Raw genomic sequence first — 14,083 nt, 5'->3', positions numbered from 1 at the left:
CCGGCACCCTCTTTGAACCGTCGGTACGAGGCCGCCGCTCCGCGAGTTAGGTCCCGAACGCGGTCAGTCCCCGGCGTCCACTTTCCAGGTCGTGCTCGACGAGCGACCCCACTGTTCGATGGTCACCTCGTCGGTGCGGTCGGCGAGGATTCCCATGTTGATCCCGACCTCCTTGCTGGACAGGTCGAGTTCGTCGGCGACGTGTTTGGCCTTCAGATAGGCGGTCCCGTCGACCCGGTCGCACAGATACGAGAGGAGTCGCGACTGGGTCTCCGACAGCGAGGGTCGCGTGAGCGACCGGTCCCGGCGGGCTGGCGTGGGCATGGCCGAGCGAACGGCGCGCCACCACATCGTTATGCGCCGTATTCCGCCGTCAATCGTCGCTCAACACGCCCTCGGCGACAGCCATGTCGTCGACGTCGGGGTCGTCGGCGGTCGACCGGAGGACGAACCGCTTGCGGACGAGGTCGGCGGCGTAGAGCGCCGTCCCGGCGATGATCATGGTGTCGCCGGGGAGGCGCGCCCAGAACAGGTTCTGGACGATGGGTCGGTTGTAGAAGGCGAGACTCCGCCCGGCGTCGTAGCTGCCGGTGAAGATGGCCTCCAGCTGGAGGAAGCCGACGGGCAGGACGGAGACGAACACCATCAGCGCGAGCCCGACGTTCCACAGCCAGAACGCGCCGCGCAGCCAGGAGCCGTCCCACCGCTCGGGCCGGATGGCGATCCGGAGCATGTAGGTGACCATCCCCAGCGCGAGGAAGCCGAAGGCCCCGAACATCGCCGCGTGGGCGTGGCCGACCGTGAGGTAGGTGCCGTGCTCGTAGTAGTTGATCAGCGGGAGGTTGATGAAAAAGCCCAGCACGCCGGCGCCGACGAAGTTCCAGACGCCGCTCGCGACGATGAACATGAACGGCAGTTTGTACGGGAACGTCTCGCCGGCGCCGGCCATCGCGCGGTACTGGCCGAGCGCCTCGTAGAGGATGAAGACCAGCGGGATCAGCTCCAGCGTCGAGAAGACGCTGCCGATGGGCACCCACAGGTCAGGCATGCCGATCCACCAGTAGTGATGGGAGACGCCGATGACGCCGGTGGACATCACCAACAGCGCCTGGAGCATGACGGCCTTCTCGGCGCTGCGGCGGGTGAGCAGGTTCATCGACACCAGGGTGAGCCCGATGATGGCGACGATGAAGAACTCGAAGGCCCCCTCGACCCACATGTGGACGACCCACCAGCGCCAGAACTCCGTGACGGCGATGTTGGTCTCGGGGGTGAAGAGGAAACCCGCAGTGAACAGCAGGGCGATGGAGCCGCCGGCGTAGAGGATCATGTGCGCGAGCCCGTAGACGGGTTCGCGGTCGAGCATGGGCTTGAGTCCGCGGATCGACAGGGCGGCCCACGTGAGGAAGCCGACGAGCAGGCCGACCTGCCAGACCTTGCCGACTTCGAGGTACTCCAGGCCCTCGTTGCCGATCAGCCACCACAGCGCGCCGTCGAGATAGCCCTGCGCGCCCAGCCAGATGCCCGCCATACCGCCGACGGTGACGACGACGACCGCGCCGAGCAGGCCGTTGACGAACGTCGACTGCCGCTTCGGCTCGTGACCGGTCAGCAGCGGCGGGAGGAACAGCCCGGCGCCGAGCCACGTCGCGGCGATCCAGAGGATCCCCAGGTCGATGTGCCAGGTCTTCGCCAGCGCGAACGGGAGCAACTGGAGGATGTGGACGCCGAAGATCTCCTCGATCCCGAAGAAGCCGGCGCGTTCGATGTAGAAGTGCGCGAGGAGCCCGCCGAGGAGGACTTGCGCCAAGAAGAGCCCGGCGGCGACCGGAATAAAGCGGAGCGCGGCTCGCTGGCTGGGGAAGACGCTCACGTCGCCGGGGTCGGGGACGGAGATCCCCTCGGCGGAGGGTTCGGGGAGTTCGACGGACTTGTAGAGCCAGATGCCGGCGCCGGCGCCGCCGACGAGCAGGACCATGGCGACGACGCTCCAGGTCATCGCGGCGGCGGTGGCGTCGTTGCCGGCGGCGGGCTGGTAGGGCCAGTCGTTCGTGTAGGAGTGGTCACCGGCCGGCCGGTCGGTGTGGGAGAACCACGCCGTCCACAGCGCGAAGTCGGCGAACTGTCGGGCCTCGGTCTCGTCGTCGATCATGTTCGCCGGGACGCCGCGGGCGTGGTCGCCCTCGTGGTAGCGCTCGACGTATTCTTCCTTGGTCTGCTCGTGGGCGTACACCTCGGCGGCGGAGTACTGGATCGCGCCGCCCTCGTAGCCCTCGTCGAGGTCCGACTGCACCACGTCGCCGACCGCGGCCTGTTCGGCGGAGTCGAGAACGCCGTACTCGCTCCCGTAGCGGTCGCGGGCGTAGAACTCGCGCATGTGCTCGACTTTCAGGTCGAGCGTGTCGGCGGTGTAGTCGGCGCCGTAGTAGGCCCCGTTACCCAGGATCGACCCGTGGTTCATCAGCCCGTCGCGCTGGAAGGCCTTCTTGCCCTCGCGGATATCGGTGCCCGTCATCACCGTCTCGCCGTCGGGACCGACGACGTCCTCGGGGATCGGCGGCGCCTCCTGATAGGCCAGCCAGGCGCCGCCGGCCATCACCACCAGGTTGAACACGAAGGCCGCCGCCAGTAGCTTCGCGATCGTCGAACGCTTGAGTTCCATGTGCGGCGGTCCGATCCGCTCCCTTAGGTGCCTCTCCCCGACTCTCGCTGGTCGATAAGCGACGCGAACGTGTTCGTCCGGGTATCGGAGTCCCGTCCTGGCGACCGTCGGCGGGACCGGTGGTCCGGACGTCCGGCGCTCCCGTCTCGGCGAGCCGTCCGGTCACGTCGCCCGCTCGATATAGCCTCGCCAGACGAGCGTCCCGAGGACGGACCCTGCGGCGTACACCGCGATCAGGGTCCACGGCTGTGACTGGACGAGGATCAGCCACAGGACGACGAACGCGCCGACGACGAGCCCGACGAACCACATCAGGTACCGCCCGCTCTCGGTCTCGACCTTGAGTTCCATCCCCGTCGCCAGCCGGATCCCGATCATCGAGAGCGTCAGGACAGACCAGGTGGCCACCGGCAGTCCGAGGACGGTGATCGCGCTTGCGTCGAGCCGGTCGGTCGACGAGATGATCAGTGACCAGCCGAGCAGACCGATCGCGCTCCAGACGACGCTCCGCCAGAGTTCCTCGCCGACGATCTGCTTCGGTCCCACATTCATTATGCCCGATAGTGTTTTACAACGTACAAGAAACTGCTGGTGTTTACGGGGTTGGAGCCGGTCGGAGCGGTGGCGAATCCGGTTCCCGTCGCCTGGACACCGACCGCTGTGTGCGACCGACGAGACCCGTCGAGGTGCGGTACCGGACTTACAGCCCGGCCACGTCTTCGATGGCGTCGGTGAGTTCCTGAATGCTTTCGAGGTCGTGCTCGCCCATGTGGCCGATGCGGAACGTTTTCTCGCCCAGTTGCGAACCGTAGCCGTTGGAGAACACGAAGTCGTACTCCTCGGAGACCTGTTCGATGGTCGCGGCCACGTCGATGTCCTGGGTGTTCTCGATGCACGAGACGGTCTGGGAGCGATAGCCCTCCTCGGCGAACAGGTCGAAGTGCTCGCGGGCCCAGTCGTGGACGTACTCGGTCATCTCCCGGTGGCGCTGGTCGCGGCCCTGGTGGCCCTCTTCGAGCATGTACTTCATCTGCTTGCGGTAGGCGAGCATGACCGGGATGGCGGGCGTCGAGTGGGTCTGGCCCTTCCGGTCGTAGTAGTCGAGCGTGCGCTGGAAGCCGCCGTACCACGACGCCGACCCCTTCTCCAGTTCGCGGTCGTAGGCGTCGTCGCTGACCACGCAGACCGCCAGACCCGGGGGCATCGCGAACGCCTTCTGGGTCGAGGCGAAGATCACGTCGATGTCGTGTTCGTCGATGTCGACGTAGTCGCCGCCCAGCGCGGAGACGGCGTCGACGACGAAGTAGGTGTCCGGGTAGTCGGCGACCACGTCACCGATCACCTCGATGGGGTTGCGGACGCCCGTCGAGGACTCGTTCATGACGGTGGCGACCACGTCGTAGTGTTTGTCGCTGTCCTCCAACTCGGCGCGGATGTCCTCGGGCTTGATCGCCTGGCCCCAGTCGTATTCGAGGCGATCGACGTCCTTGCCGAGGCGCTCGGCGACGTTGGCGTGGCGCTCGCTGAAGCTGCCGCAGGTCGGGACGAGGATGTTCTCGTCGACGAGGTTGAGCGTCGAGGCCTCCCAGAACTCGGTCCCGGAGGCGGTGAGGATGACGACCTCGTTGTCGGTGCCGAGGAACTCCTTGGTGTCCTCGACGATGGTCGTGTAGAGGTCGGTCATCCGGTCCATCCGGTGGCCGAACATCGGCTGGGCCATCTCGTCGATGACGTCCTCGCGGACTTCGGTCGGGCCGGGGATGTACAGCGTCTTGTCGTCGTAGTCGCCTGTGTATTCCTGTTTCTTGGACACGGAAACCACCGTCTGTTATCGGAACGGTCGGAGCGGGAGGGTATGGTAGTTTTGATGCCGGGGAGACAGCGGTGACACGGTCGACACAGTCGGCGTCACTCCCCGCGCCACGGCGGCGAGAGGTGGACGTGGAACAGCTTCCCGCACTCCTCGTCGCCGCAGACCGGGCACACCTCGGACTCGGCGCCATCACTCGACTCCGACTGGGTGCCCGTGGGGTCGCCCGTCGCCGCGATCACGCGACCGCCCGCGTGTCCGAGTTCGTATCCCCCCTCCGTCTCGCGGACGAAGTACTCGCAGAGCCGGCGCAGGTGGTAGCTGAACCGGCCGGAGTCGGCGACGCCGCACCGTTCGCGCAGGCGAGTGAACGACAGCGGCTCCTCGGCGTCGGCCAGCGCCCGCAGGATCGAGAGTCGCGTCTCGTCGCCCAGCACGTCGAAGGCCTCGGCCGGGTCGTCAACCGGAGAGGTCATCGGCGGCGATCCGGACGGCTCGCTCCTGTACTTTGTGGCGAGGGGCGACCGGCGGCGCGGATGTCTGTCGCGGGAGAATCGCGGGCTCGCGGGCGTACGGACCGGCGAAGAAAAACGAGCGACTACCGCCGCGAGGGCGGCGGCGACGACCGGGGCCGCTCAGGACAAGTCGATGTTCGCGGAGTCGTCGGCGCGGTCGAACGTCACCTCGAGGATGCCGTTGTTGTACGACGCCGAGGCGGAGTGTTCGTCGACGCGGGCGGGCAGACGGACCCGCTCGTGGTACTCGCGGGCGTCGCCGGCCGCGTCGAGGGTGAGCACTTCGCCGTCACAGCGCAGGTCGATGTCGCGCTTGTCGACGCCGGGGATGTCCGCGACGACCCGCAGGGAGTCGTCTTCCTCGTAGACGTCGAGGTGTACGTCCGCACCCGAGGGCTCCGAGGCGGCGGGCCCGCCGGCGCCGGCACCGCCGCGGGCGCGGGCGTCGTCCATCACGTCGTTCATCATCCGCTCTATCTCCCGGAAGAACTCGTCGAAGGGGTCGTCGCGGTCGTCGCGTCGCATGAAAGGGAGTATGTGAATCGGCGGCAAAAGCTTTCGGCTCGCGGATCCGTGTCCGCGCGCGGCGATATGGGTGTAGCAGTTGTTTCTGATGGGGTTGCGAAACGAAGTCGTGCGAGAGCCACCGCACTCGACGGTGAGCGGTGAACGCCCTCGCGATCGCTGCGCGACACCGGCCGCCGACCCGTCCGACGCCCGCTTCACTTCCGGCGCGCCGGGCGCGATTCCGCGGGACGCCGACCAGATTTCGACCTGTCGAGCGCGGAAACATACCGTCTGCTGGCGGTTGCGTTCCACTTTTGCTCCGACTGGCAAACGGTTAAGTGGCGCGGGGAGCGTGGTGAAAGTAATGACGGAGGACCCCGAGGAGGGGATGCTGTCGTGGGACGAGTCGGTGTTCCGCGACGAACACGTCTTCGAGATCGACTACCTGCCGGAGACGTTTCTCCACCGCGACACGCAGATGGAGACGCTGAAGTACGCGCTCCGGCCCGCGGTTCGGGGTTCGCGGCCGCTGAACGTCGTCGCGCGCGGGCCGCCCGGGACCGGCAAGACCACCGCCGTCCAGAAGCTGTTCGGCGAACTCCGCGCCCAGACCGACGTGAAGACGGTGCGCGTGAACTGCCAGGTCAACTCGACGCGGTACTCGGTGTTCTCGCGGCTGTTCGAGGGCGTGTTCGACTACGAGCCCCCCTCGTCGGGCATCTCGTTCAAGAAGCTGTTCTCGCAGATCACCGACCAGCTGGTCGCCGACGACCGCGTCCTGGCCGTCGCGCTCGACGACGTGAACTACCTCTTCTACGAGGACGAGGCATCCGATACCCTCTATTCGCTCCTTCGGGCGCACGAGGAGCAGGGCGGCGCGAAGATCGGCGTCGTCTGCATCTCCTCGGACCTCGATCTGGACGTGATCGACGCCCTGGACACGCGCGTCCAGAGCGTCTTCCGCCCGGAGGACGTCTACTTCCCGAAGTACGACCAGACGGAGATCGTCGACATCCTCGAAGAGCGGGTCGACCGCGGGTTCCACGAGGGCGTGATGGACGCGCCGGTCCTCGACCGGGTCGCCGAGTGTACCGAGGAGCAAGGGGGTGACCTGCGGGTCGGGATCGACCTGATGCGCCGGGCGGGGCTCAACGCCGAGATGCGCGCGAGCAAGGCCATCGAGATGCAAGACGTCGAGAAGGCCTACGACAAGTCCAAGTACGTCCACCTCTCGCGGCGGCTGCAGGAACTCTCGGAGGCCGAGAGCGCCCTGCTGGAGGTGATCGCCGAACACGACGGCAAGCGCGCCGGCGACATCTACGACGTGTTCAACGACGAGACGGGGCTGGGCTACACCCGCTACTCCGAGGTGACCAACAAGCTCGACCAGCTGGGGATCATCACCGCCAGCTACGCCGACGTGGAGGGTCGCGGTCGTTCGCGGGAGCTGACGCTCAACTACGACGCCGACGCCGTCCTCGAACGGCTGTAGTGGGGGCCGACGGCCCCGGATCGACCCCCCAGCGGCGTTCTCCGACCGGTGGTACCGACCGAGACACCGGTTCGACGATTCGAGCGGACGGACACCGGTCCGTCCTCGCCACAGCGTCCTCGTCAACAGTAATTTCTCCGACCAAAACCTATAAACACACTATCGTTCAACTAGGGATTAGACAAATCTAATCTTTGGATTTGGTGTTAAGCTATGCCATTCGATACAGACGACGAACGGACAGTGACGCGACGGGACGCGCTCCGCGCCGGCGGCGCGGCGGTGCTGGCGGGGGCCGCCGGCTGCACGGCGCTGCCGAGCGCGCCGGTGGAAGCCGGGAGTGACGGCGATAGCGGTAGTGACAGCGGCGGTGACGGGCCGGTCGCCGTGGCCTCCTTCTTCAGCTTCTTCGACTTCGGCCGGAAGATCGCCGACGGGACACCGCTGACGGTGGAGAACCTCGTTCCGACGGGGCTGCACGGCCACGGGTGGGAGCCAAACGCCAGTATCACACAGCGCATCATCGAGGCGGACGCGTTCGTCCACGTCGGCGAGGAGTTCCAGCCCTGGGCCGACCGGGCTATCGAAACCATCGAAGGCGACGACGTGGACACGGCGCTGATCAACGTCCGGGAGGGGATCGAACTGGTCGACCTCGCCGCCTCGCTCGACCGCGAGGAGGAGGGCGTCGGGGCCCAGCGCGGGAAAGACCCGCACTTCTGGCTGGACCCACAGCGGGCGAAGCAGTCCGTCGACAACATCGCCGAGGGGTTCGCCGAGATCGCCCCGGAGTACGCCGACGCCTTCCGCGAGAACGCCGAGACGTACACCTCCGAGGTCCTCGACGCTATCGACGCGGACTACGAGGCCATCTTCGACCGGGCCGACCGCGACATCGTCCAGCTGGCCGCCCACAACGCCTTCCAGTACATCGGAGCGCGCTACGGCGTGCAGATGCGACCGCTCGTGACAAGCCTCGCGGCCAGCGGCGACGTCAAGCCGGCCGACATCCGCGAGGCCGAACGGGTCATCCGCGAGAACGACATCCGCTACATCGCCAACGGCGTCTTCGAGTCCCAGCGCCCGGCCCAGCAGCTCGTCCGCGAGACGGCCGTGGAGGCGTACTTCCCCGTGACGCCGTACGCCGGCGTCCGCGAGGAGTGGGTCGCGGAGGACTGGGGCTACGAGGAGATCGCGTACAACATCAACATGCCGACGCTCGACATCGTCCTCGGCAACGAGGCGCCCGAAGACGCGGCGCCGTCGGCGGCGTGGCTCGAACAGTGGCGAAACTTCGAACCGATATGAGCTCACAGGACACCGACTCGGCGACCGCGGAGAGAACCGACGAGCGACCGACCGCCGCGACGAACGCGGAGACCCCGACGGGCGAGCCGGTTATCGACCTCCGCGATGTCGCCTTCGGCTACACGGCGACGCCCGTCGTCGAGGGCGTCTCGCTGGCCGTCGACCCGGGGGAGTACATCGCCGTCGTGGGGCCGAACGGGTCGGGCAAGTCGACGCTGATGCAACTGATGCTGGGGCTGCTCGAACCCGACGCGGGACGGGCCCGTCTGTTCGGCGAGCGCGCCGACCGCTTCGACGACGGCGAACGGCTCGGCTACGTCGCCCAGCACGCCAGCGCCGCGAAGGAGATGCCCATCACCGTCCGCGAGGTGGTGAAGATGGGTCGATACCCCCACGTCGGGTTCGATCGGCTGTCGGCCGACGACCGGACCGTCGCCGCGGCCCTGCGCGAGGACCCGGTGGAGACGGTCCGGCGAGCCGCGAACGCCGTCTCCGGACGGCTGGCGGCCGAGGACTGGGCCATCGTCGACGACGCGCTCGCGACCGTCGGGATGAGCGCGTTCGCCGACCGCCGGATCACCCAGCTCTCGGGCGGGCAGCGCCAGCGCGCGTTCATCGCGCGGGCGCTCGCCGGCGAGGCCGACCTGCTCGTCCTGGACGAGCCGACCGTCGGCGTCGACGCCGAGTCGGTCGAGGCCTTCTACGACCTGCTGGGAGAGCTGAACGCCGGGGGGATCACCGTCCTCCTCATCGAGCACGACCTCGGGGCGGTCGTCGAACAGGCCGACCGCGTCGTCTGCCTGAACCGCGAAGTGTACTTCGACGGGCCGACCGACGAGTTCGTCGACAGCGACGCGCTGGCCCGGGCGTTCGGGGCCGGTGCGCGGTCACTCGCGGGGGTAGACCGATGAGCGCGGGCGTGGTGGCAACGCTCCTGACGACCGTCCTCGCCGGCGTGGACCCGTCGATGGCCCTCCCGCTGCAGGGTGCCCTCGGCGCCGTCGGCGACCTCGTCTTCGGCGCCCCTCACTGGGTCCTGGAGCAGTGGTACTGGCTGATGGAGTGGATCTACTACTTCACGGGCCTGGAGATGCTGAACCCGCGCTACCGGTTCATGCACCGAGCGATACTCGTGGGGCTCTGCGTCGGCGTGATGGCGCCGCTCATCGGCACCTTCCTCGTCCACCGACAGCTCGCGCTCATCGGCGACGCGCTGGCTCACACCGGCTTCGCCGGCGTGGCGGTCGGGCTGTTCCTGAACGCCGTCCTCGACCTGGGGGTGTCGCCCTACCTCACGGCGGTCGTCGTGGCGATGATCGCCGCGCTGTTCATCGAGCTCATCTCGGAGACGACCGACGCGTACAACGACGTCTCGATGGCCATCGTCCTCTCGACGGGGTTCGCGCTGGGGACGACGCTCATCAGTCTGAATGCGGGCGGGCTGGCCGTCGGCGTCAATCAGTTCCTCTTCGGTAACCTCTCGACGGTGTCGCCGGGGAGCGCGGCGATCCTCCTGGTGCTGTTCGCCGTCATCGTCGGGACGGTGGCGCTGACGCGCAACCAGCTGCTGTACGTCACCTTCGACGAGACGGCGGCCGCGGTCTCCGGCATCTCCGTCAACTGGTACAACCGGGTGATGGTGATGCTGACGGCGATGGTCGTCGTCGGTGCGATGCAGATCATGGGTGTCATCCTCGTCGCGGCGATGCTCGTGGTGCCGGTCGCGGGCGCGACCCAGGTGTCCCGGAGTTTCTCCGAATCGCTCGTGGTCTCGGTCGTCCTCGCGGAACTCGCGGTGTTGCTCGGCATCGCCGCCGCCTACTACGGCGGCGTCACGGCCGGCGGGGTCATCGTCCTCTTCGCCGTGGGAATCTACGTCTGCGCCGTCGCAGTCGGCAAGATCCAGTCCGCCCGCGGCGAGCAGACTGCACCCGATATGGGGAACATCGACGCCGATGGCGCCGATGTCGGTCCCGGAGCGGAGTGACAGGGACGCAACCACAGGACTCTCGCTGAGACCGGCGAGCCCCGAACAGCGGCCGAGCGCGACCGGCGAGACCGAGAGATAGCCCCGAGGGGGAGCCGAACGGGACGACGGCGACTTTTTATTAACAAAATCGAATTATATTAATAATTCTGGCTAACGAGAATCGAAAGTTAGCAGCTAACTTAATAAATTTGGGACGGATACGATTCACTAATGGACCCATCCGACAGCGACCACGACGAGGGCGACCCACCACCGGGGGACGCCTCCGGGTGTGACGACGACTGCGGTGGCCGCGAGTCCGGACACGACCGCGAGCGCACGGACCCGGCCGTCGCGGCCGGCGAGAGCGCCGAGGCGCGGCTCTCGGTGCCGGACATGGACTGTGCCTCCTGTGCCGGGAAAGTCGAGAGCGGGCTCGACCGGGTCAGCGGTGTGACCGCCTACGAGACCCAGCCGACGACCGGTCGCGTCCGCGTGACGTACGACGCCGACGCGACGAGCGAGACCGACGTGGTCGGCGCCATCGAGGGCGCGGGCTACGAGGTGACCGCCGTCGAGAGCGACGGGACCGGCGGGGGCGACCAGGGCCACGGGCACGATCGCGACGGCGACGCTGCCGAGGGCGTCTGGCGCAGTTCCCGGGCCGTCGAGACGGCTATCAGCGGGGTCTTCCTCGCGGCGGGGCTGGCCTTCAAGTTCGGCCTGCCGGGCGCGAACCTGCGAGTCGCGACCGTCCTCGGGGAGCCGCTGTTCGTCTCCTCGATGCTCTTCCTGGTCGCCGTCGCCGTCGGCGGGAAGACCATCGTCCGCAACGGCTACTACTCGGCGAAGCACCTGAACCTCGACATCGACTTCCTGATGACGGTGGCCATCGTCGGCGCGCTGGCGGCGAGCCTGGCGTTCGGCGAGGCGCTGTACTTCGAGGCCGCGACGCTGGCGACGCTCTTTAGCTTCGCCGAGCTGCTCGAACGCGCCTCGATGGACCGGGCGCGGGACTCGCTGCAGGAGCTGATGGATCTGTCGCCCGACGAGGCGACGGTCGTGCGCGGCGACGGGACGGAGACGGTCCCGGTCGAGGACGTGTCGGTCGGCGACGTGGTGGTCGTGAAGCCGGGCGAGAAGATCCCGATGGACGGCGAGGTCGTCGACGGCGACAGCGCCGTCAACCAGGCGCCGATCACCGGCGAATCGGTGCCCGTCGACAAGACGACCGGCGACGAGGTCTACGCGGGGACGATCAACGAACAGGGCTACCTGGAGGTCCGGGTCACCTCGGCGGCCGGCGACGACACGCTCTCGCGCGTCGTCGCGATGATCGAGGACGCCCAGTCGAACAAGACCGAGCGCGAGCAGTTCGTCGAGCGCTTCGCCGCTTACTACACTCCTGTCGTCGTCGCGTTCGCCGTCCTGCTCACCGTCGGCGGGCCGTTCCTGTTGAACACGACCTGGCCCGAGGCCGTGGTCGACGGTCTGACGCTGCTGGTGCTGGCCTGCCCCTGCGCGTTCGTCATCTCGACGCCGGTCTCGGTCGTCTCCGGCGTGACGAGCGCCGCGAAAAACGGCGTGCTCGTCAAGGGCGGGTCCCACCTCGAAGCGATGGGCGCGGTCGACGCCGTCGCCTTCGACAAGACCGGGACGCTCACGAAGGGCGAGCTGACGGTCACGGACGTGGTCCCGCTCAACGGCAACGACGAGGAAGGCGTGCTGCGGTGCGCCCGCGGCCTCGAGACGCGCAGCGAACACCCGATCGGCGAGGCCATCGTCGACCGCGCCGAGGAGCGCGACGTGGACGACCGGAGCGTCGCGGACTTCGAGAGCATCACGGGCAAGGGCGTCCGCGCCGAACTCGACGGGACGCCCCACTACGCGGGCAAACCCGGGCTGTTCGCCGATCTGGGGTTCGACCTCTCGCACGTCCACGCGGCGACCGACGGCGGCGTGGTCACGCAGACGAGCCGGGACATCTGCGAGCGCAACGACTGTCTCGACCTGCTGGCCGACGCGGTGCCCGACCTCCAGTCGGAGGGCAAAACCGTCGTCCTGGTCGGGACCGAGGACGAGATCGAGGGTCTGATCGCCGTCGCCGACGAGGTCCGGCCCGAGGCGAAACGGGCCGTCGAGCGTCTGCGCGACCTGGGCGTCGAGAGGACCGTGATGCTCACCGGCGACAACGAACGCACCGCGAGGGCCATCGCCGAGGAGGTGGGCGTCGACGACTATCGCGCCGAACTCCTCCCCGACGAGAAGGTCGCAGCGGTCGAGGACCTCGTCGCGGAGTTCGACGGCGGTGTGGCGATGGTCGGCGACGGCATCAACGACGCGCCCGCGATGGCGACGGCCACGGTCGGCGTCGCGATGGGCGCCGCCGGCACCGACACGGCCCTGGAGACCGCCGACGTGGCGCTGATGGGCGACGACCTCTCGCGACTGCCCTACCTCTACGAACTCGCCGGCGACGCCAACGGCGTCATCCGCCAGAACATCGGCGCGAGCCTGCTCGTCAAGGCCGGCCTCGCGCTCGCCGTCCCCTTCTACGCCGTCCCCATCTGGGTCGCCGTCCTCGTCGGCGACGCCGGCATGACCACCGCCGTCACCGGCAACGCCATGCGCCTCTCGCGGGTGCGAGCCGACGGCGCCGAGTCGGCCGGCAACTGACGGCCACGCGTCGCTCACGGTTCGGCCACCGGGACGGCCCTCACAGCTCGGGCGTCGGGACGATCACCACCGGCACGGTCACGTCGCCGAGCAGCGACCGAACCGTCGAGCCGGGCGCGTCCGCGCCGGATTCGCCGCCCTCGCCGCCGGCGTCCGGATCGCCCCGGCGCGGCCCGAGGAGGAGCGCGTCGACCGCGCGCTCGGCGAGGACGGACCGGATCTCCGCGGCGGGCTCGCCCGCCCGCTCCAGCACCTCGACGGTCGCCGGCAACAGGCGCGACCGGGCGACGTTGGCGGCGTCGCCGGCGTCCCGGCTGTCGAGGTCGGGTTCGTCGACGGTCACCACGAGCACCTCGTCGTCGGCGGTGAGGCGGTCGGCGAGGTAGTCGGCGGCCGCGGCGGTCGTGTGGACCGACGCGGTCGCGAGGAGATAGCGGGCCATGCCCGACGGGTGGCGTCGCGGCTACTCGAAAGCGACGAACTGCGTCCGGCAGTCCGGACAGACGAGCGCTCGGAGCGGGTGGCCGTCGGCGTCGGTCCGCGGCGGGCCGCAGCAGCCGCCGGCTTTCCGCGTTTCGAGTGCGGTTCCACAGCCCGGGCAGTCGTCGAGGAAGACCGACAGGCCGTGCGCGGCGACGGCGCGGCGGTCGGCGGGGAGGTCGGTCGCCTCGGCCAGCGCGAGCGCGGCGGCGGTCTCCGCCACCGCGACCGGTCGACGGATCCACACTTCGCCCGCGGGCTCGCCGGAGCCGTCCGAGCAGACGACGAACGCGCGGTCGCCCTCGGTGACCGGCTCGGCGCTCGTCGCAGTGGGCGCCATCGCGAGCGTCGCGGCCGCGAGGTCCTCGAGTGAGAGCGCCCGGAGGCGCTCGATCTCCGCCCGGCGGCGTTCGTCGAACCCGTCGGTAGGTCGGGCGTCGTCGCCGGTCGCGTCGACGGCGCCCGCCTCGACCAGGTCGGCCAGGACCGCTTCGGCGTCGGCCGTCGTCGCGTCGGCGAGCGTCGCCGACCTCGGGCGGTCGTTTCCCGCTTCGTCCGTTCCGGTCGCTCCGGACGCCGAGTCCGCGGGCGCGGCTCGCACCTGTGAGGAGGCTTCCGTGGGCCGTCGCATGGCCCGCGGTTGAACGGTCGGCGGCTTGAGGAT

The 14,083-nt window shown here is 68.6% G+C and carries 13 protein-coding genes; 5 read left to right on the top strand and 8 right to left on the bottom strand.

Features of this window, described 5'->3' with window-relative positions:
* Positions 1–63 precede the first annotated feature (63 nt).
* The 6 genes from C475_RS07165 to C475_RS07140 all read right to left on the bottom strand — a co-directional run bounded on the left by C475_RS07165 (position 64) and on the right by C475_RS07140 (position 5,512).
* Positions 64–324, bottom strand: coding sequence for a DUF7123 family protein (locus C475_RS07165; protein ID WP_006883132.1), 261 nt, complete (start codon positions 322–324; stop codon positions 64–66).
* 49 nt (positions 325–373) lie between these two features.
* Positions 374–2,662: a nitric-oxide reductase large subunit gene (locus C475_RS07160; protein ID WP_006883131.1), complete on the bottom strand. Its 2,289-nt coding sequence runs from the start codon at positions 2,660–2,662 to the stop codon at positions 374–376.
* A 162-nt stretch (positions 2,663–2,824) separates the two neighbouring features.
* A complete protein-coding gene (locus tag C475_RS07155) occupies positions 2,825–3,214 on the bottom strand; it encodes a hypothetical protein (RefSeq protein WP_049930240.1) in 390 nt (129 codons plus the stop codon).
* A 148-nt stretch (positions 3,215–3,362) separates the two neighbouring features.
* Positions 3,363–4,475 (bottom strand): pyridoxal-phosphate-dependent aminotransferase family protein, encoded by a 1,113-nt coding sequence (locus tag C475_RS07150; protein WP_006883129.1) that lies wholly within the window; start codon positions 4,473–4,475, stop codon positions 3,363–3,365.
* 95 nt (positions 4,476–4,570) lie between these two features.
* A complete protein-coding gene (locus C475_RS07145; RefSeq protein WP_006883128.1) occupies positions 4,571–4,948 on the bottom strand; it encodes an ArsR/SmtB family transcription factor in 378 nt (125 codons plus the stop codon).
* 159 nt (positions 4,949–5,107) lie between these two features.
* Positions 5,108–5,512 carry an Hsp20/alpha crystallin family protein gene (locus tag C475_RS07140; protein WP_006883127.1) on the bottom strand — a complete coding sequence of 135 codons (405 nt, stop codon included), beginning with the start codon at positions 5,510–5,512 and terminating at the stop codon, positions 5,108–5,110.
* 346 nt (positions 5,513–5,858) lie between these two features.
* Between C475_RS07140 and C475_RS07135 the strand changes: the two genes are divergently transcribed.
* The 5 genes from C475_RS07135 (at position 5,859) to C475_RS07115 (ending at position 12,939) form a co-directional block, all read left to right on the top strand.
* Entirely contained in the window at positions 5,859–6,986 is a 1,128-nt protein-coding gene (locus C475_RS07135; protein WP_006883126.1) for an ORC1-type DNA replication protein, read from the top strand.
* Between the two features lie 213 nt (positions 6,987–7,199).
* Positions 7,200–8,294 (top strand): metal ABC transporter substrate-binding protein, encoded by a 1,095-nt coding sequence (locus C475_RS07130; protein WP_049930236.1) that lies wholly within the window; start codon positions 7,200–7,202, stop codon positions 8,292–8,294.
* Positions 8,291–9,205, top strand: coding sequence for a metal ABC transporter ATP-binding protein (locus C475_RS07125; RefSeq protein ID WP_006883124.1), 915 nt, complete (start codon positions 8,291–8,293; stop codon positions 9,203–9,205). The genes C475_RS07130 and C475_RS07125 overlap by 4 nt, the downstream gene beginning before the upstream one ends.
* The gene (locus C475_RS07120) at positions 9,202–10,281 is read left to right on the top strand and encodes a metal ABC transporter permease (protein ID WP_006883123.1); all 1,080 of its coding nucleotides are present in this window, start codon (positions 9,202–9,204) and stop codon (positions 10,279–10,281) included. Before C475_RS07125 ends, C475_RS07120 begins: the two co-directional genes overlap by 4 nt.
* A gap of 213 nt (positions 10,282–10,494) precedes the next feature.
* On the top strand, positions 10,495–12,939 hold the full coding sequence (locus tag C475_RS07115) for a heavy metal translocating P-type ATPase (RefSeq protein WP_006883122.1): 2,445 nt from the start codon (positions 10,495–10,497) through the stop codon (positions 12,937–12,939).
* A 40-nt stretch (positions 12,940–12,979) separates the two neighbouring features.
* Here C475_RS07115 and C475_RS07110 read toward each other — a convergent pair whose 3' ends face one another.
* Both C475_RS07110 and C475_RS07105 read right to left on the bottom strand, forming a co-directional pair.
* Positions 12,980–13,381, bottom strand: a complete 402-nt coding sequence (locus C475_RS07110; RefSeq protein ID WP_006883121.1) for a hypothetical protein — start codon at positions 13,379–13,381, stop codon at positions 12,980–12,982.
* Between the two features lie 21 nt (positions 13,382–13,402).
* Entirely contained in the window at positions 13,403–14,050 is a 648-nt protein-coding gene (locus tag C475_RS07105; protein ID WP_006883120.1) for a hypothetical protein, read from the bottom strand.
* Positions 14,051–14,083 lie beyond the last annotated feature (33 nt).

The sequence above is a fragment of the Halosimplex carlsbadense 2-9-1 genome, from assembly GCF_000337455.1.
Lineage (GTDB): Archaea > Halobacteriota > Halobacteria > Halobacteriales > Haloarculaceae > Halosimplex > Halosimplex carlsbadense.
Note: the sequence above shows the minus strand (reverse complement) of the source record. Positions and strands in the feature narration are given on the sequence as shown.

Excerpts from the sequence above, each read along its gene's own strand:
- C475_RS07105 (WP_006883120.1), bottom strand. The coding sequence starts at position 14,050 with ATGCGACGGCCCACGGAAGCCTCCTCACAGGTGCGAGCCGCGCCCGCG.
- C475_RS07165 (WP_006883132.1), bottom strand. The coding sequence starts at position 324 with ATGCCCACGCCAGCCCGCCGGGACCGGTCGCTCACGCGACCCTCGCTG.
- C475_RS07125 (WP_006883124.1), top strand. The coding sequence starts at position 8,291 with ATGAGCTCACAGGACACCGACTCGGCGACCGCGGAGAGAACCGACGAG.
- C475_RS07115 (WP_006883122.1), top strand. The coding sequence starts at position 10,495 with ATGGACCCATCCGACAGCGACCACGACGAGGGCGACCCACCACCGGGG.
- C475_RS07120 (WP_006883123.1), top strand. The coding sequence starts at position 9,202 with ATGAGCGCGGGCGTGGTGGCAACGCTCCTGACGACCGTCCTCGCCGGC.
- C475_RS07140 (WP_006883127.1), bottom strand. The coding sequence starts at position 5,512 with ATGCGACGCGACGACCGCGACGACCCCTTCGACGAGTTCTTCCGGGAG.
- C475_RS07110 (WP_006883121.1), bottom strand. The coding sequence starts at position 13,381 with ATGGCCCGCTATCTCCTCGCGACCGCGTCGGTCCACACGACCGCCGCG.
- C475_RS07155 (WP_049930240.1), bottom strand. The coding sequence starts at position 3,214 with ATGAATGTGGGACCGAAGCAGATCGTCGGCGAGGAACTCTGGCGGAGC.
- C475_RS07145 (WP_006883128.1), bottom strand. The coding sequence starts at position 4,948 with ATGACCTCTCCGGTTGACGACCCGGCCGAGGCCTTCGACGTGCTGGGC.
- C475_RS07160 (WP_006883131.1), bottom strand. The coding sequence starts at position 2,662 with ATGGAACTCAAGCGTTCGACGATCGCGAAGCTACTGGCGGCGGCCTTC.
- C475_RS07135 (WP_006883126.1), top strand. The coding sequence starts at position 5,859 with ATGACGGAGGACCCCGAGGAGGGGATGCTGTCGTGGGACGAGTCGGTG.
- C475_RS07130 (WP_049930236.1), top strand. The coding sequence starts at position 7,200 with ATGCCATTCGATACAGACGACGAACGGACAGTGACGCGACGGGACGCG.